We start from the raw sequence: 26436 nt of genomic DNA on the forward strand, positions 1-26436 counted from the left end.
GTTATCAATTACAAATTTCGGGGCAAAGATAATATTTTTTACAATACTTCTATCATTCCTCAAATCAAACGTACCTTTTTTACTTCAAAATATCTTCCTCTATCCTCCTTCTTAGGTTTGTTTTAACTTCGCCTTTCCTTCGTTCTTTGTTCGTTCTTTGTTCGTTCTTTGTTCGTTCTTTGTTCGTCTTTTGTTCGTCTTTTCTCTATCTGCCTGTCGTGCTACGACTGCCTGTGCGGCTCGCACCTGCCTGTTGTGCTACGACCTCGCTCTGTCATTAATTTGGTATTATTGGCATTTCTGCATTGTGGTTTTCTGAAGAACTTCCTCCACCGTTGTCCTGTAATCAAACCAATGTATGGAACTATCTTTGTGAAACCACGTAAATTGTCGCTTAGCAAATCGACGAGTGTTCTTCTTAATTTCCTCTATCGCAAAACCAAACGAGGTCTTCCCTTCAAAAAAAGCAAATAACTCCTTGTAGCCTACTGTCTGCAAGGCATTGAGTTCCTTGTGCGGATACATATCTTGTGCTTCTATAAGCAACCCACCTTCAAGCATTTGCTCTACTCGCTCATCAATGCGATTGTAAAGCACCTCTCGCTCTGCCGTAAGTCCTACTTGTATGCTCTCAAAGTCTCTCATCGTTTCTTTTTTGTTTAAAAAAGACGAATAAGGCTTCCCTGCTACCATACATACTTCTAAGGCACGTATCATTCGTTGCGGATTATTTGTATCTATTTTCTCGTATTGCACAGGGTCTAAAGTTTTTAGCTTTTGTTGCAAAAAAACAATGCCTTCTGCTTTATACTGCGCATTCAGCTCTTTTCTTATCTGTTCATCGGTTTCAGGAAAATCATCTAACCCACTGAGCACTGCATTAGCATAAAGTCCACTTCCTCCTACCATTACTACCACATCGTGAGTTCTAAAAAGTGTGTTGAGCAAGCTAATAGCATCGCGCTCAAAATCACCTACCGAATAAGGCTCAAAAATAGATTTATGCTGAATGAAATGGTGCTTTGCCTGAGCTAATTCATAGGACGAAGGAACAGCTGTGCCTATTGAAAGCTCCTTAAAAAACTGACGTGAGTCGCAAGAGATGATTTCAGTACCGAAGTGTTGTGCTAAGGCTATAGCCATTCGCGTTTTCCCAATAGCAGTAGGTCCTACCACACTCAAAAGTATTTTTTTATGCTTCATCGTGATTGTTCTTTTGGAGTATTAACTCACCACCACATTGGCTACAATATTTAGCCCCCTGCAAATGTTTGTCAAAAGAACATTGTTTGCAAACCAATTTTCCAGCAACCTCATTCTCTTCGTGTTGCTTTTTGCTCCCCTCAATAGAATGTTTCTTTTTCATATGGGTATATTCAGCAGTAACAATACCCGTAGGTACCGCAATAACGCCATAACCCAATATCATTACAAACGAAGCTATCAGCTGTCCCAATGTAGTTTGCGGAGCTATATCTCCAAAGCCTACGGTAGTCATTGTTACAATACACCAGTAAACACCGCGTGGGATACTGCTAAACCCGTTCTGGTGTCCTTCCACTACATACATTACTGACCCTAAGAGTATACAAATCACCGATATGAAATAAATGAAGATAAGAATTTTGTCTCGGCTAGTGCGCAAAGCCATTTTCAGCTCCTCCCCTTGCTTCATAAAACTCGCTAAATCCAAGATACGGAAAATACGCAATAAGCGCAAAGCCCTCACTACTGATATTGCCTTTGCACCAGGAGCGAAGAACGATATGTACATCGGCAAAATGGCAATGAGGTCTATAATGCCATACATACTAAAAATATATCTATAAGGCTTTTTATTGGTAATAATACGCAAGATATATTCAAGTGAGAAGAAAACGGTTATCACCCACTCCATAAACACTAACAAACCGTGCAAATGGTAGTCAACACCCTTTACGGTTTCAAGCATTACCATTATCACACTGATAGTAATGAGCGACAACAGCACAAGGTCAAATAGTTTACCTAAGCGTGTATTCGTCCCATAAATAATAATATAAGCCTTTTGCTTGAATATATTATATTCTGATTTAAGTGTTGCTTTGTCCATAAATCAATATTTACTAAGCCATTCACGGAATGAATAAAAGTTTTGTGGTGATACACCGTGCCCTATCGGAAACTCTTCATAAGTGCATTTAGCCCCTATTGATTTTAAAAACTCAGGTGTTTTCCTGTCCCATTCCACAGGTATTACTTGGTCACTGGTGCCGTGCGATACGTAAAAGTGCGTAGCCGAATGGTTCTCTTTCTTATATCCGTCTTTCAAGATATCCTCATTTAAGTAACCACTCAGTGCTATTACTCTGCGTATTTTCTTAGGATAAGATATCGCAATAGCCATACTCAATATACTCCCCTGACTGAATCCTAAGAGGTTTATGTTTCTCGTATCCAAATCATATACCTTACAAGCCTCATCAATACATTTCATTATTAACTCACGCGATTCAATAGCCTGCTCATTATCGCTCCAATAGGCTTGGTCTTCATCAAAGTTAATCATATACCACGCATAACCAAATGAGGTTAAATTATAGGGCGCACGCAATGATATAATCGTGTATTCTTTGGGTAATTCATCAGCAAATGAGAAAAGGTCTTCCTCATTGCTCCCATAACCGTGCAACATAAATATTACAGGCGAACGTTTAGTCCTTACCTGTGGTTCGCGAATTACGTATTCTAAAGGTAGTTTTTTATGTGTTTCCATTGTTTTTTTCTTTGTTTTAAAGTAACAGTTTGTAAATAATAAAATCAAGCTCCCTATAACAAAGGTAAGACATTTCTTAAACTGCATCGTTCAATATTTCTTGTCTGTGGGCAATAATCCCCAATACTTTTCCTTTCATCGTCGCACCTATAAAAGCACTATTCTTTGAAGCCGATAATATCATCTCTTTGGTAAAAACAGTCTCTCCTTCGGGAGTAAAGATAGTAACGTCAGCTTCTGTATTTTCAGCTATGGGCGTAGTAGGTATCCCAAAACGTTTGCGCGCCGAGGTAAGCAGTGTTACCGCTCTTTCAACAGTTGTATACTGACTCAGCACACCCCACACATTCTCCAGCCCAATAGTTCCAAACGAGGCAAGGTCAAACTCTTTAAATTTGAGTTCTATGTCCAACGGATTATGGTCAGAGGTAACAAAGTCTATCGCTCCTCTTTGTAAGGCGTCTCTTAGCTCCTTCACATTTTCAGTATCGCGCAAAGGGGGCAACACCTTGTAATTAGTATCAAACCCTTCTAAAACCTCATCAGTAAACTGAATATTATGGATAGCTACGCTACAAGTCACGTCCAATCCTTTGTTTTTTGCCTCCTCAATAAGCGCTACCGATTTTGCTGTGGATATAGTAGGAATATGTAACTTCCCCCCTGCGTATTCTAATATAGCCAAATCACGCGCTACACACAGTTCTTCAGCCAAAGCAGGAATGCCTTTTAGTCCTAATCGGGTGCTTTCTATGTGCTCATTCACCACACCTTTACCCATAATTTTAGCATCGTTAGGAAAAGAAATAACAATACCACCGAAAGGCTGTGTATATTGCAAGGCTATTTTCAGCAGGTTGCTGTTGTGTATAGGCTTCTTATAATCACCAAAAGCCACAGCCCCTCCATTTTGCATATCGTAAAGCTCGGCAAGAAATTCCCCCTTGCTTTCTACCGTTAGTGCCCCAATAGGGTGAGCGGTAGTAGCAAAATGCTTCGTTTTTTCTTTGATATACATTACAGCTTGCTTGTTGTCGGCTACGGGGTGAGTAAGCGGATTAACGAGCACGTGTGTAAAACCACTTCTCTGTGCTGTAAGCATTCCATTCTCTAAGGTCTCCCGCTCTTCAAAGCCTGGTTCGCCAAAGCAAACACTGCTATCCGTCCAACCTTTTGATATACAAGTGTTTTCCAGTACCTTATCTACCCCTTCGGCAGCAATATGATTGGATATCTGCTTAATAACCCCATCTGAAATTAAAATATCTTTTACAGCACCGTGATAGGCACTCTCTTCATCAATAATCTTTGCCGACTTGAGTAATATATCCATAGAATTACGCTTTTAATTTCTCTGCAAAGGTACAACTAAAAAAACAATTAAAAACTATTTTTACAAATTATTTTTTTCAGATAACAAAAATTAGTACATTTGTCGCCTAATAAAAAAAGACAACAAGTACAAAAAGTTATTTTTATAAGTGAATCCCTATAAGGTGTAGAAAATTTTTCTACAAAACACCCTTTACACAGTAATACCGCACGTATAGCTATCGTCCAAGATTCGTCCAAGATTCGTATAAGGTTTGTCCAAGATAGGTATACAGAATATTTTTCTAACCTTAAAAATCTGTTATCTCAACACTCACCTAATTAAAAAACACCCAAAAACTATGGAAAGCATATTTAAACATTGCCCAAATTGTACTTCTACAAACATCGAATTTCCCAATAACGTGCGCTTTTTGTGCCACGATTGCGGTTTTACCTATTTCCACAATATTGCCGCCGCGGTAGCAGTAGTGTTTAAGCATAAAGATAAAATACTATTTACAGTCCGCAATATGAACCCCGACAAAGGAAAACTCGACCTCCCAGGCGGTTTTATCGACCCTAATGAAACGGCTCAAGAAGCAGCTTGTCGCGAAGTAAAAGAAGAAATGGGACTCATCATCAAACCCGAGCAACTGCGCTTCATCACCACCTACCCCAATAATTATCTGTACAAAAATGTACCCTACCGCACTATGGATATCTTTTTCGAATGCGAACTCAAAGCCGAAGAAGTACATATTGTAGCCCCCGATGAAATAAAAGAGCTCCGGTGGATTGCTCTTAAAGATATTCGAGAAGAAGAAATTGGTTTTATATCAGTGCGTACAGTCATAAAACAACTTCAAAGCTAATTATTGATATACAGTTTATTAGTTTATAAAAAAGAGAGATTTCTTAAAAAATAATTTCTTTTTTGCTTGGTGTTTTCAAAAAAACACGTACATTTGCAAAATCTAAAAGAAAGAACATAAAACAATAATTTATGGCAACAATTATCAATTACGCGATTATTATTATCTATTGTACAGCATTAGTAGGCATTTTCTTATATAGCCTTTCAATGCTTAGTTTGCTACTGAACTATCTCAAACATCGCAAACAAAACGACGAGGCTCCTAAGTTTAACTTGCTTGACCCTAAGGAGATTCCGTACGTAACCATCCAGCTACCACTTTACAACGAAAAGTATGTAGTACGTCGTTTGCTCGAAAATATCGCAAAATTGGAGTACCCTCGTACCAAACTCGAAATTCAAGTGCTCGATGACTCTACCGACGAATCAGTAGCCGAAACCGCTGAAATCATAAAAGAACTACAAGCTACAGGCTTGGATATTAAGCACATTCGTCGCACCAATCGCGAAGGCTTTAAGGCTGGTGCTCTTAAAGAAGGGTTAGCTATTGCCAAAGGTGATTTTGTTGCCATCTTTGATGCCGACTTTATGCCTCAACCCGATTGGCTCAAACGTACGGTAGTATACTTCAAAGACCCTGAAATAGGCGTAGTACAAACTCGCTGGGGGCACATCAACCGCAATTATTCTATCCTTACTAAAATACAAGCTCTCGCTCTTGATGTCCATTTCACTCTTGAACAAGTAGGGCGTAATTCTAAAGGATATTTCATTAACTTCAACGGTACAGCAGGTATTTGGCGTAAAGCGTGCATTTACGATGCAGGTAACTGGGAAGGCGACACCCTTACCGAAGACCTCGACCTCAGTTATCGCGCTCAATTAAAAAATTGGAAATTCAAATATTTGGAAGATGTAGAAACTCCTGCCGAGCTTCCAGTAGTTATTTCAGCAGCACGCTCTCAACAGTTCCGTTGGAACAAAGGAGGGGCTGAGAACTTCCGTAAAACAGTAAGCCGTGTATTAGCAGCTAAAAACATAGGTTGGAAAACCAAATTTCACGGGGTAATGCACCTCCTCAATAGCTCTATGTTCTTATGGGTATTTGTGGTATCAGTCCTTAGTATCCCTATGTTGTACATCAAAAACCAATACGGACATTTAGCGTGGATATTCCACATTACTAGTTTCTTTATCATCAGTACTGTTATCTTGTTTATTTGCTATTGGTTTACTTATAAGAACCTGCAAGGAAAGACCTTCGACGACTTTTTAAACTACATCAAACTGTTTGTAACGTTCTTCTCAGTAGCCTTAGGTTTCTCTTTCCATAACACTGTTGCAGTACTCGAAGGACACACAGGTAAACGCAGTGAGTTTGTGCGTACCCCTAAATTCAATATCAATGCACTTTCCGATAGCTGGAAAAACAACAAATACATCAATACCAAACTATCGCCTAATATGATAGTAGAATTCTTACTAATGTTGTATTTCCTCTTTGGATTATACAGTGCCGTTCGTCTTAACGACTTTGGTATGTTCCCATTCCACTGTATGCTTACCCTAGGTTTTGGATTTGTATTCTTCAAATCACTTACCTCAAAAGCTTAATTGATTAGTATATTTGTAAATTAGCAAATGAATGTATAAAATAAAGGGTTGTCTTGAATAATAGGCAACCCTTTTATCTTATCTCTTACCTAAAACAATGAACTTAGAAACTTTCAGAGATTTTTGTTTGTCCTTACCACATACTACTGAAGATATGCCTTTTGGCGAGGACATATTGGCTTTTCGCATTTGTGGGAGGATATTTGTGCTTACGAATTTAGAAAGCGTCCCTTTGAGGGCAAGTCTCAAATGCAACCCTGAGCGCGCTTTGGAGCTTCGTGAGCAATATCCTGAAAAGATTGTAGCAGGCTATCACTTAAACAAAAAACTTTGGAATACAGTTTTGGTAGAGAGCCTCCCTCCCACTCTTATTGAAGAAATGGTACAACATTCTTACGAAGAAGTACTCGCCAAAGTACCTAAAAAAGAGAAAGAACTTTTAACAAATCAATAGTATGAAACAAAAATTTACTTTGATTACTTTGGGCGTTCGCGATTTTCAAAAAGCCCTTAGTTTCTACGAAGGCTTAGGTTGGCAAAAATCAGATAAAAGTATGAACGACTATGCTCTTTTTCCTTTGGGAGGCATCGTATTGGGGCTTTACCCCTTAGAAGAACTTTCAGAAGATACTACTTTGCCTTATGAGCCAAGTTCGTTTGCAGGAATGACTATCAGCTACAATGCTACCTCGGAAGCGGAAGTAGACGCTGTATTAGCCAAAGTTAAAGAATTAGGAGCAACTATAATAAAACCTGCTCAAAAAGTATTTTGGGGTGGCTATAGCGGTTACTTTAAAGATTTAGACGGTTATGTGTTTGAAGTCGCTTATAATCCTTTTTGGGAGTTCGATGAGAATAACAATCTTAAATTGTAGACAATGAAAACACGTATTACAGAACTTTTTAATATTCAATATCCTATTATTCAGGGAGGAATGATATGGGCAAGTGGTTGGCGATTGGCTTCAGCAGTGAGCAATGCAGGCGGTTTAGGACTATTGGGCGCAGGCTCTATGCACCCCGAAACCCTTGCAGAACACATACGTAAGTGTAAAGTGGCTACCGATAAACCTTTTGGAGTGAATATTCCTATTATGTACCCCGAAATGGACAAAGCTATTGAAGTGATTTTGCGCGAAGGGGTAAAGATTGTATTTACTTCGGCAGGAAATCCGGCTACCTATACATCTTTATTGCAAAAAGAAGGCATAAAAGTAGCTCACGTAGTGAGCAGTAGTAAGTTTGCTCTTAAAGCCCAAGTTGCCGGCGTAGATGCTGTGGTAGCTGAGGGCTTTGAAGCGGGCGGTCACAACGGACGTGAAGAAACTAGCACAATGGTGCTCATTCCTGCTGTGCGCAAAGTATTAGATATTCCTCTCATTGCTGCAGGGGGAATTGCTACAGGTAGCGGAATGCTTGCTGCCCTTGCCTTAGGTGCCGAAGGGGTACAGATAGGCAGCAGGTTCGTAGCTACTACCGAGGCTTCTGTACACCCTAATTTTAAAGAAAGAATAGTAGCAGCTGGCGAAGGTGATACAGAACTTACGTTAAAGGAATTAGCTCCTGTACGTTTGCTTAAAAACGGCTTCTATAAGGAAGTAAAAGAGCTCTACAACACTCAGCAAGCTACTGTCGAAAACCTTAAAGCCTTAGTAGGTAATCGCCGTACCAAACAAGGAATGTTTGAAGGAGACGTAGAACAAGGCGAATTAGAAATAGGGCAAGTAGCGAGTCTCATTACCCAAGTGCAAAGCGTAAAAGAAGTAATTGACGAGATGGTGATGGAATACAGGAGAAGTATTAAGAAATTACCTCATTGATAAAATAGTATTATTAGAATATTTGTCATTATTGTTATTTACCGTACTTTTGCACCCTAAAATTATACAATAAATATATATGAAAGCAGGAATTGTAGGACTGCCCAACGTGGGGAAGTCTACTTTATTTAATTGTTTATCAAATGCTAAAGCACAAAGTGCTAACTTCCCTTTTTGTACTATAGAGCCCAACTTGGGTGTTGTAAACGTACCTGACCCCCGTTTAGAGAAACTCGAAAGCCTTGTAAAACCTGAGCGTGTAATGCCTGCAACGGTAGAGATTGTAGACATAGCTGGACTGGTAAAAGGCGCCAGTAAAGGCGAAGGTTTGGGTAACCAATTTTTGGGAAATATACGTGAGTGTAATGCGATTATTCACGTATTGCGTTGTTTTGAGAATGACAACATCGTACACGTTGATGGGAGTGTAGACCCTATACGCGATAAAGAAACTATTGATATAGAATTGCAGTTAAAAGACCTTGAAACGGTTGAAAAACGCTTGGAGAAAGTAACGCGTGCAGCGAAAGCAGGCGATAAGAAAGCGGCGAAAGAAATGGATTTGCTCAACCGTGTAAAGGAGGCTTTGCTCACGGGTGTTTCGGCTCGTGCCGTGCAAGTAAGCGATGAAGAAAAAGAATTGCTGGACAGCTTCCAACTGCTCACTACCAAGCCTGTGCTATATGTGTGCAATGTAGATGAAAAATCGGCTAAAAATGGGAACGCTTATGTGGAACAAGTGAAAGATGCCGTAAAAGGTGAAGATGCCGAAGTGATTGTATTGGCAGTAGCCACTGAAGCTGACATCACCGAATTGGAAAGTTACGAAGAACGCCAAATGTTCTTGGAGGATATAGGTTTAGAAGAACCAGGAGCCTCTAAACTCATTCGTGCAGCTTATCACCTGCTGAACCTACAAACTTATTTCACCGCAGGGGTAAAAGAAGTGCGTGCGTGGACGATTCATCAAGGAGACACTGCCCCTCAAGCCGCAGGGGTAATTCACACCGATTTTGAGAAAGGATTTATTCGTGCTGAGGTAATCGCTTATAATGATTTTATTACTTATGGCAGTGAGGCTAAAGTAAAAGAAGCTGGTAAAATGCGCGTGGAAGGTAAAGAATATATCGTGAAAGACGGCGATATTATGCACTTCCGCTTTAACGTATAAAAAAGCCGGTAAGCAGATTCCCATCGCTTACCGACAAAAATAATTCTAAATTAAATAATCTTTATGGTTCAACTTTGTGCTTGAAAAGCAATCGCTTTTAAAAGACGAGGCAAAGATATGGCAATATTCTATTAGAAACAATATAAATTAGCTAATTAGGTAATTCGTTAGTAGTATTCATCAGTAATTTTGCTAATTGGTAAATTATTTATATCTTTGCCGAGATGTTAGAAAATAAAAAGTTCATTATATGAGAAAAAAAATTGTAGCAGGGAATTGGAAAATGAACAACGACCTTAACAAGTCGTTAGCACTTATTTCCGACCTATTGAAAAAAGTACCTCAAACAAATGCTGAGGTAATGATTGCCCCTACCTTTGTAAACCTTATTCCAGCTGTAGAAGCAGTAAAAGGTAGCCACATCGAAGTAATTGCGCAAAATATGCACTTTGCTGAAAACGGTGCTTACACGGGAGAAATTTCGGCTGAAATGTTAGGCAGTATTGGGGTAAAAACTACTATTTTAGGACACTCTGAGCGCCGTGCTTACTTTAACGAAACTGATGAGAGTTTAGCTAAAAAAGTGAACACAGCCCTTAAACACAATATGCGTGTAGTGTTCTGTATTGGTGAAGAGTTAGCTGACCGCAAAGCTAATAAGCACTTTGATGTGGTAGGTAGCCAAATCAAAAATGGTTTGTTCCACTTGCCTGCTGAGGCTTGGCAACATATTGTATTGGCTTACGAACCTGTATGGGCTATTGGTACAGGCGAAACCGCTACTCCTGACCAAGCACAAGAAATTCATCACTTTATTCGTAAAACTATTGCTGACAAATACGGCAAAGGGGTTGCTGATAAAGTATCTATCTTGTATGGAGGTAGTGTAAAACCGGATAATGCAAAAGAAATCTTTGCAAAAGAAGATGTAGATGGCGGACTCATAGGTGGAGCTGCCCTTAAAGCTGATGATTTTGTTACTATTATCAAAAGCATTTAAAAGTTATTATTCCTTTTATAACGACTGTCCAATGAACTTTGTTCTTGGGCAGTCTTCTTTATGTAAATTAAAATATGATACAAAACGACTTATTCTTGAGAGTACTCAGCGGTGAGGTTACTGAACGACCGCCTGTGTGGATGATGCGTCAAGCAGGACGCTATTTGCCCGAATTTAGAGCTTTACGCGATAAATACGACTTCTTTACGCGCTGTCAGACACCGGAGCTGGCTGCGGAAATCACCGTACAACCGGTAGATATAGTAGGGGTAGATGCTGCGATATTGTTTTCGGATATATTGGTAGTGCCTCAGGCTATGAATATAGAAGTAGAAATGAAAAAAGGCGTGGGACCGTGGTTGCCTAAGCCTATCCGTACAGCTAAAGATGTGGAACAAGTAATTGTGCCTAATATTGAAGAGCGTTTGGGCTACGTAATGGAGGCAGTAAAGCTCACTAAGCAAATGCTAAACAATCGTGCGCCCTTAATTGGCTTTGCGGGTTCGCCTTGGACGATTTTCTGTTATGCGGTGGAAGGCTCAGGTTCACGTGATTTTTCGACGGCTAAGGAGCTTTGTTTTACGCAGCCTTCGGTAGCACACAGCTTATTGCAAAAGATTACTGACACAACGATTCTTTACCTAAAAGAAAAAGTAAAAGCAGGGGTAGATGCCGTACAGCTTTTTGATAGCTGGGGGGGAGTGTTAGCTCCTGACGACTATCGCACATTCTCGTGGCAATACCTCAACCAAATAGTAGAAGCTCTTGCTCCTTTTACCAAAGTGATTGTCTTCGCAAAAGGCTGTTGGTATGCTTTGCCTGAAATGGCAACTTCTAATGTAGCTGCTTTGGGTGTGGACTGGACGTGCGCCCCTGAAATAGCGCGCGAACTTACAAGAGGTAAAAAAGTATTACAAGGTAACTTCGACCCCTCACGACTCTTAGCACCTCCTACCGAAATCAAACAGAAGGTGAAAGAGATGATAAATGCTTTTGGAAAAGACCATTATATCGCTAACTTAGGGCACGGTATCTTACCTAATGTGCCCGTAGAAAACGCTATTGCTTTTGTAGAGGCAGTAAAATCCTATCGCTTATAAAAAGCTATAGTTTTTTAATAGCATTAATGAGAATATCTACATTTTCTGGTTTAGTAGCCCAAGAAGTGATAAGACGTATGGCAGTATGGGTTTCATCGACTTTCTTCCATATATAAAAATCGAATTGCCTTTGGAGAAGAGCTACTTGCTCATTAGTGAGAATAGGGAACACCTGATTAGTAGGAGTATGCGACAAGAAGTGTACTCCTTTTTCTATAAAAGCGTCTTGTATACGTTTAGCTTGAGCATTTGCGTGAAGAGCTAATTCATTAAATAAATTATTTTGGAAAAGCTCCAAGAACTGTATGCCGAGAAACCTTCCTTTGGCAAGTAAAGCCCCTTTTTGTTTGATATGGTACTCAAAGCCCAATTGAAGTTCAGGGTTGTTTAAAACAATTGCTTCTCCCATTATTGCCCCATTTTTAGTAGCTCCTATATAGAAAGCATCGGTATAACGAGCTAAATCTTCCCAAGTAATATCATTGCCAGAAGCATTGAGAGCGTGAGCTAAACGCGCTCCATCGATATAGAGTAAGAGGTTCAGTTCTTGACACAGATGGTACAAATCTTTTAATTCTTGAAGCGTATAGATAGAGCCTAATTCGGTAGCATTGGAAATGTATACTAATCGGGGCACTACTTGATGAGGAAAATTGGTGTAACAAGTTGCTACTTCACGAATATCATCAAGTTGTATTTTGCCATCTATTGCAGGAGTTATGTGTATTTTATGTCCGGTAGCTTCGATAGCTCCCGTTTCGCTATCGCAAATATGAGAGGTTTCGCAAGTAATAACGCTTTCATAAGGACGTAACATTGCTCCTAATGCTAAGAGATTGGCTTGTGTACCTCCGCTTACGAAATATATTTTACTTTGAGGATTATTTAGTTTTTCGGCAATAAGAGCTTTTGCTTTAGTAGTATAAGTATCGCAACCATATCCTTGTTGTTGTTCGAGGTTGCTTTCTAACATTCGGTTTAAAATAGAAGGGTGAGCCCCTTCGGAATAGTCGTTTTTAAATGATATTTTCATAGTTTGTTCAAAGGTAATAGAGAGCTACTATTACGAATTCAGAATGCAAAAGTAAAACTTTTTTATGTAAGAACGTTGTGAATATGAAAAAATTTATTACTTTTGCGCCCGAATTAATAACGAGGTCGTGAACCTCACTAATTAAATTTTTTATGCCAGTAAAAATTAGATTACAACGTCACGGAAAAAAAGGCAAGCCTTTCTATTGGATTGTGGCTGCTAATTCACGTGCAAAAAGAGATGGTAAATTCCTTGAAAAGTTAGGAACTTACAATCCTGTTAGCAATCCTGCTCAGATTGAAATAGATGTAGATGCAGCTGTAAAATGGTTGAAAAACGGAGCACAACCTAGTGACACAGCACGTCGTATTCTTTCTTACAAAGGGGTATTGCTTAAATACCACTTGCTTGGTGGAGTTGCCAAAGGAGCTTTGACCGAAGAACAAGCAGAGGCTAAGTTCAATGCTTGGGTAGAAGAGAAAGCTAACAAAGTATCTACAAAAGAGCAAAAATTAGCTAAAGAGAAAGCTGAAGCAAAAGCAAAGGCTTTGGACGCTGAAAAAGAAGCTAATGAGAAACGCAAGAACGCTGCTGTAGCTAAAGCTACCGAAGCAACAGCTGAAGCAACCGAAGAGGTTACGGAAGCTACGGAAGCTACCGAAGCTGAAGCTCCTGCTGAAGAAAATAACGAAACTGAGGCATAACCCTATGACTTTAAAAGATTGTTTTTATATAGGAACAATTGTGTCGAAGTTTAGTTTTAAGGGCGAGGTGCTAATTAAGTTAGATTCCGACGACCCTGAAATGTATGAAGAAATGGAATCAGTATTTATTGCCTTAGGCAATAATCTGGTTCCTTTTTTTATTGAAAAGAGCACTTTACACAAGTCGGATTTATTGCGCGTGAAGTTTGAAGAGATAGAAACTGAGGCTGATGCAGAAGCTCTATTGAGACACAAAGTATATTTACCTCTTGCGGTATTGCCTAAACTATCGGGGAATAAGTTTTATTACCACGAAGTGATAGGGTTTCAGGTGGAAGATATGCACTACGGAGTAGTAGGGAAAATAGTTGGAATAAACGACAGTACTTCTCAAGCGTTATTTGAAATTAAGAATGAGAACGGAAATGAGATACTTATTCCTATGGCTGATGAGTTTATTGAGAAGATAGATAGAGCCCACAAGAAAATTATTGTAAAAACCCCAGAAGGGCTTATTGATTTGTATTTAGAAAATTAAGTACAAGCATAAAATATAAAATAAGGTTATCAAAAACTGTTTTGATAACCTTATTTTATTTACCTTAATAAGAAAAATCTACGGATTATGTTTCTTCAACAAGGGAAGAAAGAAGAATGAAAGGCTTCCCAATAAAAGCGTCATAGCAAATTGTGACGTCCATACAATCCAACCAAAGGCTGTACCCACAGGAGTAGCTACTCCAAACAAAAATAGTACTTCGGCAATAAAAAAGGGATAAGAACCAAAGCCTGCATTGGTGAAGGTCATTGCAAAACTACCCACCACAAAAGCTGTAAGCACATTGGGTAAACTGATATGTGTGGTTTCGGGTAGGGCAAAAAACGGAATATAGAACATCAAAAAGTACATTGCCCAAATAAAAAGAGTATGAAAAAGAAATAGTGTTCTATGTTTTATTTTTACGACTGATAGGATTCCTTCCTTTATTCCGTTTAAAAAGACTTTTACCTTGATAAAAAAAGGTTTATCGGAAGTGTAAATGAAATACAAAAAAACTATAAACGAAAAACCTCCTATACCCATTAACCACATTAGTTTTTGGAAAGGGATTTTGGAAAGAAGAAAGTTGCTTATAACCTCGAATTGGAGAATGAAAGCAAGCATAGTGAATAGGAAAAGTAAAAGCAGGTCGATAATTCGTTCGGAGATGATAGTGCCTAATGATTTCTCGAAAGGGACTCCGTCGTAATTGCTTACTACTAAGGCACGAGAGACCTCGCCCGAACGCGGTATGGTTACATTCACCAAATAACCAATGAACACAGCCATTGCTCTATGTAAGAAAGCTGTGCGGTACCCCAAAGGTTTTAGCAACAAATGCCAACGTATGGCTCGAGAGAGGTCGCTTAAAAATCCTAAAAAAACAGCCAAAATGATATAGAAGTAATCGGCGTTTAGAAAAGTGTGTTTTATTTGGACAAACTGCTCTTCGTTAAATTGGCGATAAGCATACCAACACAAGAAAACGCCTACAAATATCGGAAGGGCTATCTTTAAGAACTTTTTCATTCGATTAGGTTGGTTGTTTCATTAGGGAAGATAATAGAAGGCTTAAAAGTTTTAGCTTCTTCAAAATCCATTAAAGCGTAGGATATGATGATGATGATATCACCTTTTTGCACTTTACGAGCAGCAGGACCATTCAGTACAATAGCACCTGATTTTCTTTTCCCTTTAATAATATAAGTTTCGAAGCGTTCGCCATTATTAACATCTACAATCGACACCTTTTCTCCCTCAATCATTTGAGCTGCCTCCAACAAATCTTCGTCAATGGTAATGCTTCCGATATAATCTAAATCGGCACCTGTAACCTTAACGCGGTGAATTTTAGATTTTAATACTTCTATTTGCATATTTATATTTGTATTGTTTTAAAAAACGGCGCAAATGTACGTTAAAAAATTGAAAACAGTGTAAGAAAGAAAAAAATTATGCTTACCTCTGCCCTATCCTTAGCTTATACAAACCTTGGACGATTGTTATACAAAGAGTATTTATAAGTTTAATATTCAACATCTTAAAGAATAGTAATTTTATATAAATGAGATTATCATTCTCAGTTTTTAGTTAGAAAGATTTATTTTGCATAAATTACAATAGAAAAAAAATAGAAAGAAAGTGCTTGTTTACTAAAAAATATTCTTACCTTTGCCTCCTAATTATATTTTACAAATGATGATGAAAAAACTATTTATTTTGTCGTTAGCCGCAATAGGCTTTGTAGCTTGTAGTAAACGAGCTGATTATATAGTGCTTTCAGGAAAAGTAGAAGGCACTAATGGGATTCCTTTGGAGCTGAAGATAATAGGTGGTGAAGTAGACCAGCCATTGCATATCAAACCCGATGGTACTTTTCAAGACACGCTTCGCGTACCTTCTAATTACTATACTATTTTCAATCCTCAGGGAATAGAAATTCCGTTGTATTTGGAGCAAGGAGACGAACTTGGGGTTAATATCGACCTCACTAAGATGCCTTTAGAAATAAAGTTCTCGGGCAAAGATACGCTTGCAAATGCTTATTTGCACAAGAAAGCTGACCTTACAATGGAAATTCAGAAAAGTGGTGGTATGCAACAACTTTTAGTTAAAGCACCTGCAGAATTTAAAACAGCCGTAAATGAGTATAGCAAAAAGTATACTGACCTTTTGAAAAACACTAAGAACCTCTCTAAAGACTTCGTTAAAAAAGAGGAAAAGGCTATTAACTACGAAATGCTTTACCTAAAATCTATTTACCAAAATGCGCACCAAAAACTTACTCAAGAAGAGGTAACACTTCCTAAAGAGTTTGCTGATGAGCTAGCTAAGATAGATTATGATATTGCTGAAGATTATAATACCTACAGAGCTTACAAAGAATTGGTTACTAATAAACTATTCGATAAGTTTCAAGATAACGAAAACGACGAAAACCCTTGGGGTAAACTCATCGCACACGTAAAAGGTCTGAAATCTAAAAATATTAAAGCAGACCTTACTCGTTATTTTATCAGTGGAGTTTCAGTAGCTAACACTCCTGAAGAAAATGCTGAACTCATCAAAAGTATCAAAGAAAACGTGAAAGACACTGCCGCCTTAAAAGAGTTAGACAGACGTATAGCGGTACTTGAAAGACTAAAACCTGGCATGGATTTTCCTCCTTTTACAGCTGAAGATTTGAATGGCAAACCAGTATCTTATGAAAGTCTTAAAGACAAATTGCTTTACATCGACGTTTGGGCAACTTGGTGTAAACCTTGTATAAAAGAAATACCAAGTATGAAGTCTTTACAAGAAGCATACAAAGGCAAACCAGTTACTTTTGTAAGTATTTCAGTAGACCAAGACAAAGAGGCTTGGAAAGCTGCCGTACAACGTGAGAAGCTGAGTGGTATCCAACTATATACTAACCTAAGTATGAACCGCGATTTCATAGATAACTACGACCTAAGCGGTATCCCTCGTTTTATGTTAGTAAAGAATGGTAAAATCATTAGCATTAGTGCACCTAAACCATCAGATGCTAAGGTAAAAGAACTTATCAACGCGAATTTATAACAAATACTTTTTTCATATTGAACAACTTTGCTAAAGCCATACAGACTTTAGCAAAGTTTTTTTCTAATTATCTCATTGACAAATCGACTAATTAACTATGGCTCAATCTCTCATTTTTGAAGAATACGACCTCTCTAATGGACTACACGTGATTCTTCACCGAGATAACTCAGCTCCTGTGGTTACCATAGGAGTAATGTATCACGTAGGCGCCAAAGACGAAGACCCTACCCGCACTGGCTTTGCCCACTTCTTTGAGCATCTCCTTTTTGAAGGCACTCAGCATATAGCACGTGGCAAATGGTTTGATATTGTATCGGCAAATGGTGGACATAACAATGCTTTTACAACACAAGATAAAACGTATTATTACGAAGTTTTCCCTTCTAACAACCTGCAATTAGGCTTGTGGATGGAATCCGAACGTATGTTGCACCCTGTTATTAATGAGATTGGAGTAAGGACTCAAAATTCAGTGGTAAAAGAAGAGAAAAACCAACGTATAGACAATACACCTTACGGCAGAATAATGTACCGCTCAGCTATCAATCCATACCTTTTTAAAAAACACCCTTATTCGGGAACAGTAATTGGAAAAGTGGAACATTTAGACGCTGCAAGCTTAGAAGAGTTTATCGCATTTAAGAAGAAGTTCTACAACCCTAACAACGCTGTACTGGTGGTGGCAGGCGATTTCGATACGGTACCGACCAAAGAATGGATAGAACAATACTTTGCGACCATTCCTAATACAGGTGATGCTATACAACGCAACAAAATAGAAGAATCTCCTATCACTGAAACTATTGAGGTAACCGAATACGACCCTAATATACAAATCCCACTGAAACTATATGCCTATCGCACTCCCGCAATGACGGACAAAGATTCGTTTACTATCGACTTGCTTTCTAACATTCTCACCGATGGAAAGAGTGCTCGCCTCTACAAAAAGATGATAGACGAGCATCAAACAGCTTTGCAGGTATTGGCTTTTTCGGACGCTCAAGAAGATTATGGCGTTTATATAATGGGAGCACTCCCTATGGACGGTGTGAGTTTGGAAACTTTGGCACAAGAAATGGACGAAGAAATTACAAGACTACAAACCGAACTCATCAGTGAGCGAGAATATGAAAAGTTACAAAACCAGATAGAGGCTAACTTTGTGGCTCAAAATAGCCATATGGAAGGAATTGCCCTCTCTTTGGCAGATAACTATACTTTTTACAAAGACACTAACCTTATTAACAAGGCTATAGACCATTACCGCGCTATTACCCGAGAGGATATCAGAGAGGCTGCACGCAAGTATTTGGACAAAAGTCAACGTTTAGACCTCAATTATTTACCTTCAAATCTATAAGTAAACAAAAATGACACATATAGACCGCTCTATACAACCCACCCCAGGAGCTGCTCCTATCATTAATTTAGGGACTCCTGTTACTCATACCCTCCCGAACGGACTCACTCTCCTTATCGTGGAGAACCATAAACTTCCTCAAGTGGGAATTCGCCTCTCATTAGACGAATGTCCGGAATTAGAAAAAGAAAAGAAAGGGATTGCTGACCTTATTTCGCTAATGGCGGGCAATGGCTCTACCTCTATCAGTAAAGACGATTTTAATGAGGAAATAGACTATCTCGCAGCGACTCTCTCTATCGCTTCTAATGGCGTTTATGCCCAAGTACTCTCTAAGTATTTCCCACGTGTGTTGGCTCTCATTGCCGATGCAGCCCTGCACCCTAACTTCACCGGAGAGGATATGGAAAAAGAAAAAGCGCGCATTATCCAAAGTATTCGTGCCAATGAGAGTAATGCCGAAGTAATTATGAAGCGCGTACAACAAACATTACGGTACAGTACGGCTCACCCTTACGGCGAATACATTACCGAAGCTCACATCGCTGCCCTCACCTTAGACGATGTAACTAACTATTACCGCAAACGTTTTGTACCTAACAACGCCTATTTGGTTGTTACAGGTGATGTAAAGCCCGAAGAGGTAATTACTTTGGTAAACGAACATTTCGCTGATTGGCAACCTTTTTCAGAAGAAGCTCCTGCCTTATATATCCCTGAAAATGTAAGTGAAACACAAATCAACTTTATAGACTTGCCTAGCGCGGTACAATCGGAAATAAGGGTTACGAACCTCATCGACCTAAAAATGTCGCACCCTGATTACTTTCCTCTATTGGTAGCTAACAGTATTTTAGGTGGAGATTTTGGCAGTTATATCAATATGAATTTGCGGGAAGAACACGGATATACTTATGGTGCTTTTTCTACTTTCAAAACAGATAAATGGACAAAAGGCAGTTTCAGCATCAAGACCAAAGTAGGAAATGCTGTGACAGCACCTGCTATTAGGGAGATACTCAAAGAAGTGAAGCGCATACAAACTACCATAGTGAGTGAAGAAAAGTTGGCACAAGCCAAAGCACAATACTTGGGTCAGTTTGTACTGGCTACCGAGCGTCCGCAGACGATTGCCAATTACGCTATCAATATAAAAGTGTGTAACCTACCCGAAGATTTTTACAAGAACTATATTGCGAACATCAATGCAGTAACCAAAGAAGACGTACAGCGAGTTGCTAATAGTTATTTCCTATTAGAAAACTTCAGAATCATCATTGTAGGCAAAGGTAGTGAGATAGCAAAAGAGCTTGAAAATATTAGCTTTGACGGGAAAAAAATCTCTGTGAAGTATTTTGATAAGTATGGGGAAGCAATTTAGTAAAAAATGAAGAGTTAAAGGTGTGAGCCACACAGGCAGGTGCGAGCCGCACAGGCAGTCGTAGCACGACAGGCAAATAAAGAAAATATCCTCTCCCCAACCCTCTCCCAAGGAGAGGGAGTGTAGTAACGGAAAAGTGGGACGAAGGAACGACGAACAAATGACGGTGCGAGCCGCACGGGCAGATAGAGAAAAGACGAACGAATGACGAACGAATGACGAACAAAAGACGAACAAATGACGAACAAATGACGAACAAATGACGAACAAATGACGAACAAATGACGAACAAATGACGAACAAATGACGAACAAATGACGAACAAATGACGAACAAATGACGAACAAATGACGAACAAATGACGAACAAATGACGAACAAAGAACGAACAAAAGACGGTGCGAGCCGCACGGGCAGATAGAGAAAAGACGAACAATGAACGAAGAAAGGGAACATCTAAACCAAATATAAGAGGAAGGTAAGTGGTGAAAAACACGAAGTAATTTTGGTTATTTGAACTAAAAAATATAAGATTTATTTTGAAGATATATGAGAAAATCGTATCTTTGCCGTCAATTATGACATAATGAGTAATTCTGAAAACTAAAATTAATTATATTAAAGAATGGCACATAACATTAAAAAAGGCGTAATTCTTGGAAAAGAAGTACAAGAAGTATTCAAATACGCTAAAGAAAAAGGCTTTGCTCTTCCTGCAGCCAACGTTATCAGTTCAAACTCTATCAACGCTGCATTAGAAACTTCAGTAGCTGTAAATGCCCCAATGATTATCCAATTTTCTAACGGTGGTGCTCAGTTTATGGCTGGTAAAGGATTGAATAACGACAACCAACGCGCTTCAGTTCTCGGAGCGGTAGCAGGTGCTAAACACGTTCACCAATTGGCAGAAGCCTATGGAGCATCTATCATTTTGCACACTGACCACTGCGCTAAAAAATTACTTCCTTGGCTTGACGGTATGCTTGAAGCATCAGAAAAACACTTCAAAGAAACAGGTAAACCATTGTTCAGCTCACATATGATTGACCTATCGGAAGAGCCTATCAAAGAAAATATTGAAACTTGCAAACGTTATCTTGAACGTATGAGCAAAATGGATATGACTTTGGAAATAGAACTCGGTATGACCGGTGGTGAAGAAGACGGGGTAGACAACTCACACGTAGATAGTAGCAGGCTCTTCACACAACCAGAAGACGTAGCTTACGCCTACGAAGAACTTTCTAAAATTAGCTCACAATTCACCATTGCAGCTGCTTTTGGTAACGTTCACGGGGTGTACAAACCTGGCAATGTGAAATTGACACCAAAAATTTTAAGAAATTCACAAGACTACGTTTCAAAGAAATACAATTTGCCTCACAACGCACTCGACCTCGTATTCCACGGAGGTTCAGGCTCTACCCTCGAAGAAATCCGCGAGGCTATTTCTTATGGTGTAATCAAAATGAATATTGATACTGACTTGCAATACGCTTTCACTGAAGGTGTTCGCGACTATATGAAAGCCAAATCAGCTTACTTGCAAGGACAAATAGGTAACCCAGAAGGTCCCGAAGCGCCTAACAAGAAATACTACGACCCACGTGTATGGCTTCGTGAAGGCGAAAAGACATTTGTTACTCGTTTGAAAAAAGCGTTTGAAGACCTTAACAACGTAAATACTTTATAGTAGTATTTCCCCACCTGATAACTTTGCCAAAAAGCTACAGCAACCTCTGCCAATAGACTTTTTGGCAAAGTTTTTGATATATGAACACAAACATTTTTAATTAAACATATGGGATATAATTCAAATTACGACAGCTACAACACTAACTATCAATCACCTCAAATAGTAAGCTATGCTACTAATGAGGCACAAGCTACCTTTTACCGCAAAACTTACTCACACGTAGCAATGGCACTTTTGGCTTTTATAGCTGTAGAAACTATTTTGCTAAATGTAGTACCAGAAAGCCTTATCATCTCTATGGTAAGTGGCAAATGGGTATGGCTATTGATTTTGGGAGGCTTTTGGTTAGGCTCAATCCTTGCGAGCAAATGGACGCAAGCACAAGATAAGAATACCCAATATATGGGCTTAGGACTTTATGTGTTACTCGAAGCTGTTATCTTTATGCCAATAATCTTTTTGGCGATGTACTTTACCGATGGTACGGCTATCCTTTCGCAAGCCGGTATTATTACACTTGCTTTGTTTGGCGGACTTACAGCGGTGGTATTCCTCACCCGTGTAGACTTTTCGTTTTTGCGTAGCATATTGGTAATAGGAGGTTTTGTAGCCTTAGGACTTATTGTGGCAGGAGCTATCTTTGGTTTCGATTTAGGACTTTGGTTCTCAGTAGCAATGGTTGCTTTGGCAGCAGGCGGTATACTATATGAAACTTACAACATCAAAAATGTATACAGCACAGACCAATACGTAGGGGCAGCCTTGCAGTTGTTCTCTTCTATTATGCTACTTTTCTGGTATATATTGAGAATACTTATGTCGAGAAGAGACTAATCTGTTCTCCTAAAATATTAAAATGATAAGTTCCATCATTGAGTACAATGAGATTAGTACTCTTGATGGAACTCTTCTATTATATGAGGTTATATGAGGGATTATGTTAGCTTGTCTTCTTATAATTCCAAATAGCCCAACTATTGAGTAGCACAGCGAATCCTACAAGATACAAAAACTCTATGTGTAATTGTGCAAAACTACCGCCTTTGAGCACAATTAAGCGGACAGCATTCACAAAATGGGTTACCGGAATAGCATTACTCACCTGTTGACTCCAAGCGGGCATACTGTCTACACTGGTGAGGAAACCACTCATCAAAAGGAATATCATTATAAAGAAATAGGCGATAAACATAGCTTGCAACTGCGAATTAGCATAAGTGGAGACCAGCAGTCCGAAGCCGAGAATCGCAATGAGATACATTGTGGCAAAGGCATACAAGGTGAGTAGATTTCCTGCGGGGAAGATACCATAGACTACATACATCACCACAAGCCCCAAAGTGAAGAGGATTAACCCTACTACCAAAAAGGGTATGAGCTTGCCTAATACAAACTGCCACTTCTTAATAGGCGTTACATTTATCTGCTCGATAGTGCCTATTTCCTTTTCTTTAACTACATTGAGAGCTGAAAGAAAGCCCCCGATAATGGTGAGTAATATAGCTAAAATGCCTGGAACAATATAGCGCGTGTATTGCATATAGGGATTGTACCAATGGGTACTCTCCACGTTGAGTTTGGCTACATTACCTATGCGCTGAGGTGTTTTTACATTTACATCGAGCTGAGTGTTGAAGTCGCGTATCACCGAAAGCAAATAAGCCCCTCCTAACGACGACTTACTCCCGTTAATGGCATCGATAGAGACACCGAGAGGTTGCTTTCCTTCGCGTACGAGGTTGCGCTCAAAACCTTCGGGGACTTCCAAAACTACATCGGCTTTGCCATCTTCTATCAGGGCGATACCTTCCTTATAAGAGAAAGGAGTATCTACAAGCTTAAAGTACCCTGACGCAGTAATCTTCTGTATGAGCTGGTGAGAATAGGTACTCTGGTCGTGGTCGATATACACAAGGTTGATGTTCTTCACATCGAAATTGGCAACTAAGGGCAATATAATCAGTTGGAAGATAGGTGCCACAAACATCATTGCCAAGATCGTCTTATCTCGGAATATCTGCTTAAATTCTTTTTGGAGTATAAAGCTTAATACTTTCATTTCTTCTTTATTGTAATCTAATCTTAAACTTCTTCATTGCAAGGCTTAAGAAAATTACCGCCATTGCTATTAATATCAGCGTTTCTTTCCATACGTAAGTGAAATCCAATCCTTTGAGCATTACTTTCTTCACGATACTGTAGTAGTAACTTGAGGGGAAAACTTTGGATATTCCCTGAAAGATAAGAGGCATATTCTCTATGGGGAACATAAAGCCGGTAAAGAAAGCCGTAGGGAGCATCATTCCCATCATAGCGATGAGCATAGCTGTTTGTTGTGAAGCAGTAACGGTGGATATGAGTAGCCCCAACGACAAACAGATGATGATAAACAAGGTGCTTTCGGCGTAAAGCAACAGCAGATTGCCACGTATCGGGACATCAAGCATATAGACCGATAGCAGGAGTATCACAGTGAAGTTGATGAGCGAGAGAATAAGATAAGGCACGGCTTTGGCAATGAGTATCATTATAGGTTTGAAAGGCGATACCAAAAGGATTTCCATAGTGCCTAACTCTTTTTCACGTACGACCGCTACCGAGGTAAGGGCAGTACTCACTATCATAAAGACGAGTGCAATTACCCCAGGAACGAAATTCATAGAGCCATTCTGCTCCTCGTTGTACAGCATTCGGTTTTCAACGGTTATCTGGTAGGGTAGTTGTACAGTAGGATTCAGCTCTTGCTGATAGCTTGCTACCATAGCCGAGAAGTAGTTTTGCACCGTTTTAGCCGTATTGGGGTCGCTCCCATCGGTGATGAGTTGTAGCAAGGTGCCACTGGGTGTGTAGAGGTCTTTGCCGAAATCGGGAGGGAAGATGAGCGCCGCTTTTATGGTGCCACGCTTGAATTGGTCTTCTACTTGATCGTAACGGAACAGAGGGTCTTTCAGCTTAAAATACGGACTTGCCTGCAAGCGGTGTGTGATTTCTTGGCTATAAGTGTTGTTAGCCTCATCTAATACAGCGATACCAATGTTCTTGACTTCGCTACTGAGGGCTTGACCGAAAAGGATAATCTGCGCTATGGGGATACCGAAGAGTATCAGTAGCGTGCGACGGTCGCGGAATACGTGATAAAATTCCTTGCGTATAAAGGCGATGAGCTGTTTCATATTAATAGGTGGGCGAATTGCCATTTAATAGATGGGCGAATTGCCATTCGCCCCTACGGGGGTTATTCATTACGTTTTGCTTTGCGGGCGAGCTGGTAGAACACCTCGTCCATTGAATGAGTGTTAAACTGTGATTTAAGGCGGGTGGGCGTATCCATTGCTTCCACTTTGCCGTCTACCATTATGCTAATGCGGTGGCAATACTCGGCTTCGTCCATATAGTGGGTGGTAACGAATACAGTGATGCCCTGTGCGGAGGCTTCGTATATCATATCCCAAAACTGACGGCGCGTTATCGGGTCTACGCCACCGGTGGGCTCGTCGAGAAAGACGATTTCGGGACGATGGAAGATAGCCACCGAAAAGGCGAGCTTCTGCTTCCAGCCCAGGGGTAGCGACCCTACGAGTTTGTTGGCTTCAGCCTCCAATCCGAGCTTGGTGATAAGGTCGGTACTGCGGGTTTTGATTTCCTTGCGACTCAAGCCATAGACGCCTCCGTAGAAGGTGATGTTTTCCTGCACGGTGAGGTTGTCATACAACGAAAACTTCTGACTCATATAGCCGATGTGTTTTTTAATCTGCTCTTGCTCTCGATAGACATCGAAGCCCGCTACGGTAGCCTCGCCTGAAGTAGGGTAGGAAAGTCCGCAGAAAATGCGTATAGCGGTGGTTTTCCCCGCACCATTGGCACCGAGGAAGCCGAAGATTTCGCCTTTTTCAACGGTAAGGGAAATGTTGTTCACGGCTTTGAAATCGCCGAATTGCTTTGTTAGGTTATGACAGTGTATTGCGTACATCTTATTAAATTAGCAAATGTAAAAATTAGCAAATTACCCCCACACATACTCTGCTGTCGCAGACTTCCCCGAAGGGGGACAAGCCGGAAAGGCGATAAATATTGCTTTAATTTTCTTCCATTAGGCGGATAAAACTGTCCTCGATGGTGGGGGTAATGGCTTTCCATTTGAGGTGGGGGAAGGTGTTTTTCAGCTGTTGCTCGAATATGGGAATGTTGGTGTTTTCCTTGAGAGTAACATGTAGGTACTCACCAAAGGGGTAACAGCTATCAATGTTGGGGTGCTCGCGCAGGTGCTGGAGCAGTGCGTAAAGGTCGGGAGCCTTGATAGCATAGAGTGTCGTAGGGTACTGGGCGATGATTTGCTCGGGGGTACTGGTGGAAAGCACCTTGCCTGATTGTATTAAGGCTATGCGGTCGCATAGGCTGGCTTCGTCCATATAAGGGGTGGAAACGAGTATGCTGATGCCTTGTTCCTTTAGTTTCTTCAGCATCTCCCAGAACTCTTTGCGCGAAACCACATCTACCCCCGTGGTGGGCTCGTCTAACAAAAGGACTTTGGGTTTGTGAATGAGAGCGCAACATAGGGCTAACTTCTGCTTCATACCCCCTGAGAGCTTGCCCGCACGACGGTTGCTGAACGGCTTTATCTGCTCGTAAATATCCTTAATAAGGTCGTAATTTTCAGCGATAGTCGTACCAAAAACGGTAGCGAAGAAGGAGAGGTTCTCCTCGACAGTGAGATCTTGGTACAGAGAGAAGCGCCCAGGCATATAGCCCACGTGCTTGCGGATTTCTTTATAATCCTTGACGATATCCCAACCCTCTATGGTTGCAGTGCCCTCATCAGGCAATAGGAGAGTAGTGAGTATACGAAAGACGGTGGTTTTGCCTGCCCCATCGGGACCTATGAGCCCGAAAAGCTCGCCTTTTTTAACTTCTAAGGAAAGGTGCTGCACGGCACGGGTATCGCCGTAGGACTTGCTGAGGTTATGTATAGTGATGCTTGTCATTTTATTAATTAGCAAATTAGCAA

At 40.1% G+C, this 26436-nt stretch carries 27 protein-coding genes; 15 read left to right on the top strand and 12 right to left on the bottom strand.

The annotated features are described in order from the left end of the window. Nucleotides 1-111: 111 nt before the first annotated feature. Genes AM608_RS12690 through AM608_RS04045 form a run of 5 tightly spaced genes read right to left on the bottom strand, consistent with a single transcriptional unit; the run spans nt 112 to nt 4088 of the window. Nucleotides 112-246 carry a hypothetical protein gene (locus tag AM608_RS12690; protein WP_256379125.1) on the bottom strand — a complete coding sequence of 45 codons (135 nt, stop codon included), beginning with the start codon at nt 244-246 and terminating at the stop codon, nt 112-114. Between the two features lie 42 nt (nt 247-288). Next, nucleotides 289-1203, bottom strand: a complete 915-nt coding sequence (gene miaA / locus AM608_RS04030) for a tRNA (adenosine(37)-N6)-dimethylallyltransferase MiaA (protein WP_053580844.1) — start codon at nt 1201-1203, stop codon at nt 289-291. Next, nucleotides 1193-2092 carry an ion transporter gene (locus tag AM608_RS04035; protein WP_053580845.1) on the bottom strand — a complete coding sequence of 300 codons (900 nt, stop codon included), beginning with the start codon at nt 2090-2092 and terminating at the stop codon, nt 1193-1195. The genes miaA and AM608_RS04035 overlap by 11 nt, the downstream gene beginning before the upstream one ends. A gap of 3 nt (nt 2093-2095) precedes the next feature. Then, nucleotides 2096-2842 (bottom strand): alpha/beta hydrolase, encoded by a 747-nt coding sequence (locus AM608_RS04040; protein ID WP_053580846.1) that lies wholly within the window; start codon nt 2840-2842, stop codon nt 2096-2098. Continuing rightward, nucleotides 2832-4088 carry a dihydroorotase family protein gene (locus tag AM608_RS04045; protein ID WP_053580847.1) on the bottom strand — a complete coding sequence of 419 codons (1257 nt, stop codon included), beginning with the start codon at nt 4086-4088 and terminating at the stop codon, nt 2832-2834. Before AM608_RS04045 ends, AM608_RS04040 begins: the two co-directional genes overlap by 11 nt. Before the next feature lie 340 nt (nt 4089-4428). Here AM608_RS04045 and AM608_RS04050 point away from each other — a divergent pair, with 340 nt between their 5' ends. From AM608_RS04050 to hemE, 8 genes are all read left to right on the top strand, one after another. Then, the gene (locus AM608_RS04050; RefSeq protein ID WP_009410731.1) at nt 4429-4941 is read left to right on the top strand and encodes an NUDIX domain-containing protein; all 513 of its coding nucleotides are present in this window, start codon (nt 4429-4431) and stop codon (nt 4939-4941) included. A gap of 131 nt (nt 4942-5072) precedes the next feature. Beyond that, a complete protein-coding gene (locus tag AM608_RS04055; RefSeq protein ID WP_009410730.1) occupies nt 5073-6557 on the top strand; it encodes a cellulose synthase family protein in 1485 nt (494 codons plus the stop codon). 97 nt (nt 6558-6654) lie between these two features. Beyond that, entirely contained in the window at nt 6655-7011 is a 357-nt protein-coding gene (locus AM608_RS04060) for an MmcQ/YjbR family DNA-binding protein (protein WP_053580848.1), read from the top strand. Nucleotide 7012: 1 nt separating this feature from the next. Beyond that, complete coding sequence (locus AM608_RS04065) at nt 7013-7432, top strand: VOC family protein (RefSeq protein ID WP_053580849.1); 420 nt, start codon at nt 7013-7015, stop codon at nt 7430-7432. A 3-nt stretch (nt 7433-7435) separates the two neighbouring features. After that, on the top strand, nt 7436-8377 hold the full coding sequence (locus AM608_RS04070; protein WP_053580850.1) for a nitronate monooxygenase family protein: 942 nt from the start codon (nt 7436-7438) through the stop codon (nt 8375-8377). 79 nt (nt 8378-8456) lie between these two features. After that, entirely contained in the window at nt 8457-9548 is a 1092-nt protein-coding gene (ychF, locus tag AM608_RS04075; RefSeq protein WP_002672862.1) for a redox-regulated ATPase YchF, read from the top strand. Nucleotides 9549-9798: 250 nt separating this feature from the next. After that, a complete protein-coding gene (gene tpiA, locus AM608_RS04080) occupies nt 9799-10548 on the top strand; it encodes a triose-phosphate isomerase (protein ID WP_009420925.1) in 750 nt (249 codons plus the stop codon). Between the two features lie 74 nt (nt 10549-10622). Further along, a complete protein-coding gene (gene hemE / locus AM608_RS04085; protein WP_053580851.1) occupies nt 10623-11648 on the top strand; it encodes a uroporphyrinogen decarboxylase in 1026 nt (341 codons plus the stop codon). Nucleotides 11649-11652: 4 nt separating this feature from the next. On the opposite strand, the gene AM608_RS04090 is transcribed toward hemE, so the two are convergent. After that, nucleotides 11653-12681, bottom strand: a complete 1029-nt coding sequence (locus tag AM608_RS04090) for a low specificity L-threonine aldolase (protein ID WP_012796892.1) — start codon at nt 12679-12681, stop codon at nt 11653-11655. Between the two features lie 152 nt (nt 12682-12833). Between AM608_RS04090 and AM608_RS04095 the strand changes: the two genes are divergently transcribed. Together AM608_RS04095 and rimM are read left to right on the top strand one after the other, a co-directional pair. Next, nucleotides 12834-13385 (top strand): 30S ribosomal protein S16, encoded by a 552-nt coding sequence (locus AM608_RS04095; RefSeq protein ID WP_053580852.1) that lies wholly within the window; start codon nt 12834-12836, stop codon nt 13383-13385. A gap of 4 nt (nt 13386-13389) precedes the next feature. Continuing rightward, the gene (gene rimM, locus AM608_RS04100; protein WP_053580853.1) at nt 13390-13923 is read left to right on the top strand and encodes a ribosome maturation factor RimM; all 534 of its coding nucleotides are present in this window, start codon (nt 13390-13392) and stop codon (nt 13921-13923) included. Between the two features lie 78 nt (nt 13924-14001). On the opposite strand, the gene AM608_RS04105 is transcribed toward rimM, so the two are convergent. Both AM608_RS04105 and panD read right to left on the bottom strand, forming a co-directional pair. After that, on the bottom strand, nt 14002-14955 hold the full coding sequence (locus tag AM608_RS04105; protein ID WP_009410721.1) for a lysylphosphatidylglycerol synthase transmembrane domain-containing protein: 954 nt from the start codon (nt 14953-14955) through the stop codon (nt 14002-14004). Continuing rightward, nucleotides 14952-15302 carry an aspartate 1-decarboxylase gene (gene panD / locus AM608_RS04110; RefSeq protein ID WP_002672875.1) on the bottom strand — a complete coding sequence of 117 codons (351 nt, stop codon included), beginning with the start codon at nt 15300-15302 and terminating at the stop codon, nt 14952-14954. The genes AM608_RS04105 and panD overlap by 4 nt, the downstream gene beginning before the upstream one ends. A gap of 319 nt (nt 15303-15621) precedes the next feature. Between panD and AM608_RS04115 the strand changes: the two genes are divergently transcribed. From AM608_RS04115 to AM608_RS04135, 5 genes are all read left to right on the top strand, one after another. Continuing rightward, complete coding sequence (locus AM608_RS04115; RefSeq protein WP_053580854.1) at nt 15622-16989, top strand: TlpA disulfide reductase family protein; 1368 nt, start codon at nt 15622-15624, stop codon at nt 16987-16989. A gap of 97 nt (nt 16990-17086) precedes the next feature. Then, the gene (locus AM608_RS04120; protein WP_053580855.1) at nt 17087-18355 is read left to right on the top strand and encodes a pitrilysin family protein; all 1269 of its coding nucleotides are present in this window, start codon (nt 17087-17089) and stop codon (nt 18353-18355) included. A gap of 10 nt (nt 18356-18365) precedes the next feature. Next, nucleotides 18366-19736, top strand: coding sequence for a pitrilysin family protein (locus AM608_RS04125; RefSeq protein ID WP_053580856.1), 1371 nt, complete (start codon nt 18366-18368; stop codon nt 19734-19736). Nucleotides 19737-20360: 624 nt separating this feature from the next. Next, nucleotides 20361-21428: a class II fructose-bisphosphate aldolase gene (fbaA, locus tag AM608_RS04130; RefSeq protein WP_002672889.1), complete on the top strand. Its 1068-nt coding sequence runs from the start codon at nt 20361-20363 to the stop codon at nt 21426-21428. A gap of 108 nt (nt 21429-21536) precedes the next feature. After that, on the top strand, nt 21537-22265 hold the full coding sequence (locus AM608_RS04135; protein WP_053580857.1) for a Bax inhibitor-1 family protein: 729 nt from the start codon (nt 21537-21539) through the stop codon (nt 22263-22265). Nucleotides 22266-22371: 106 nt separating this feature from the next. Here the strand turns inward: AM608_RS04135 and AM608_RS04140 are convergent, their stop codons facing one another. From AM608_RS04140 to AM608_RS04155, 4 genes are all read right to left on the bottom strand, one after another. Next, a complete protein-coding gene (locus AM608_RS04140) occupies nt 22372-23490 on the bottom strand; it encodes an ABC transporter permease (RefSeq protein ID WP_053580858.1) in 1119 nt (372 codons plus the stop codon). Nucleotides 23491-23497: 7 nt separating this feature from the next. Further along, on the bottom strand, nt 23498-24628 hold the full coding sequence (locus AM608_RS04145; RefSeq protein WP_053580859.1) for an ABC transporter permease: 1131 nt from the start codon (nt 24626-24628) through the stop codon (nt 23498-23500). 38 nt (nt 24629-24666) lie between these two features. After that, nucleotides 24667-25401, bottom strand: a complete 735-nt coding sequence (locus AM608_RS04150; RefSeq protein WP_053580860.1) for an ABC transporter ATP-binding protein — start codon at nt 25399-25401, stop codon at nt 24667-24669. A gap of 106 nt (nt 25402-25507) precedes the next feature. Continuing rightward, the gene (locus tag AM608_RS04155) at nt 25508-26413 is read right to left on the bottom strand and encodes an ABC transporter ATP-binding protein (protein ID WP_053580861.1); all 906 of its coding nucleotides are present in this window, start codon (nt 26411-26413) and stop codon (nt 25508-25510) included. Nucleotides 26414-26436 lie beyond the last annotated feature (23 nt).

It is taken from the genome of Capnocytophaga sp. oral taxon 323, assembly GCF_001278825.1.
Classification (GTDB): Bacteria; Bacteroidota; Bacteroidia; order Flavobacteriales; family Flavobacteriaceae; genus Capnocytophaga; species Capnocytophaga ochracea.

Excerpts from the sequence above, each read along its gene's own strand:
- AM608_RS04040 (WP_053580846.1), bottom strand. The coding sequence starts at position 2,842 with ATGCAGTTTAAGAAATGTCTTACCTTTGTTATAGGGAGCTTGATTTTA.
- AM608_RS04155 (WP_053580861.1), bottom strand. The coding sequence starts at position 26,413 with ATGACAAGCATCACTATACATAACCTCAGCAAGTCCTACGGCGATACC.
- AM608_RS04150 (WP_053580860.1), bottom strand. The coding sequence starts at position 25,401 with ATGTACGCAATACACTGTCATAACCTAACAAAGCAATTCGGCGATTTC.
- AM608_RS04065 (WP_053580849.1), top strand. The coding sequence starts at position 7,013 with ATGAAACAAAAATTTACTTTGATTACTTTGGGCGTTCGCGATTTTCAA.
- ychF (WP_002672862.1), top strand. The coding sequence starts at position 8,457 with ATGAAAGCAGGAATTGTAGGACTGCCCAACGTGGGGAAGTCTACTTTA.
- rimM (WP_053580853.1), top strand. The coding sequence starts at position 13,390 with ATGACTTTAAAAGATTGTTTTTATATAGGAACAATTGTGTCGAAGTTT.
- panD (WP_002672875.1), bottom strand. The coding sequence starts at position 15,302 with ATGCAAATAGAAGTATTAAAATCTAAAATTCACCGCGTTAAGGTTACA.
- AM608_RS04045 (WP_053580847.1), bottom strand. The coding sequence starts at position 4,088 with ATGGATATATTACTCAAGTCGGCAAAGATTATTGATGAAGAGAGTGCC.
- fbaA (WP_002672889.1), top strand. The coding sequence starts at position 20,361 with ATGGCACATAACATTAAAAAAGGCGTAATTCTTGGAAAAGAAGTACAA.
- AM608_RS04135 (WP_053580857.1), top strand. The coding sequence starts at position 21,537 with ATGGGATATAATTCAAATTACGACAGCTACAACACTAACTATCAATCA.
- AM608_RS04115 (WP_053580854.1), top strand. The coding sequence starts at position 15,622 with ATGATGATGAAAAAACTATTTATTTTGTCGTTAGCCGCAATAGGCTTT.
- AM608_RS04060 (WP_053580848.1), top strand. The coding sequence starts at position 6,655 with ATGAACTTAGAAACTTTCAGAGATTTTTGTTTGTCCTTACCACATACT.
- AM608_RS04050 (WP_009410731.1), top strand. The coding sequence starts at position 4,429 with ATGGAAAGCATATTTAAACATTGCCCAAATTGTACTTCTACAAACATC.
- AM608_RS04120 (WP_053580855.1), top strand. The coding sequence starts at position 17,087 with ATGGCTCAATCTCTCATTTTTGAAGAATACGACCTCTCTAATGGACTA.
- AM608_RS04090 (WP_012796892.1), bottom strand. The coding sequence starts at position 12,681 with ATGAAAATATCATTTAAAAACGACTATTCCGAAGGGGCTCACCCTTCT.
- AM608_RS04095 (WP_053580852.1), top strand. The coding sequence starts at position 12,834 with ATGCCAGTAAAAATTAGATTACAACGTCACGGAAAAAAAGGCAAGCCT.
- AM608_RS04055 (WP_009410730.1), top strand. The coding sequence starts at position 5,073 with ATGGCAACAATTATCAATTACGCGATTATTATTATCTATTGTACAGCA.
- AM608_RS04105 (WP_009410721.1), bottom strand. The coding sequence starts at position 14,955 with ATGAAAAAGTTCTTAAAGATAGCCCTTCCGATATTTGTAGGCGTTTTC.
- AM608_RS04070 (WP_053580850.1), top strand. The coding sequence starts at position 7,436 with ATGAAAACACGTATTACAGAACTTTTTAATATTCAATATCCTATTATT.
- AM608_RS04125 (WP_053580856.1), top strand. The coding sequence starts at position 18,366 with ATGACACATATAGACCGCTCTATACAACCCACCCCAGGAGCTGCTCCT.
- miaA (WP_053580844.1), bottom strand. The coding sequence starts at position 1,203 with ATGAAGCATAAAAAAATACTTTTGAGTGTGGTAGGACCTACTGCTATT.
- AM608_RS04035 (WP_053580845.1), bottom strand. The coding sequence starts at position 2,092 with ATGGACAAAGCAACACTTAAATCAGAATATAATATATTCAAGCAAAAG.
- tpiA (WP_009420925.1), top strand. The coding sequence starts at position 9,799 with ATGAGAAAAAAAATTGTAGCAGGGAATTGGAAAATGAACAACGACCTT.
- hemE (WP_053580851.1), top strand. The coding sequence starts at position 10,623 with ATGATACAAAACGACTTATTCTTGAGAGTACTCAGCGGTGAGGTTACT.
- AM608_RS04140 (WP_053580858.1), bottom strand. The coding sequence starts at position 23,490 with ATGAAAGTATTAAGCTTTATACTCCAAAAAGAATTTAAGCAGATATTC.
- AM608_RS04145 (WP_053580859.1), bottom strand. The coding sequence starts at position 24,628 with ATGGCAATTCGCCCACCTATTAATATGAAACAGCTCATCGCCTTTATA.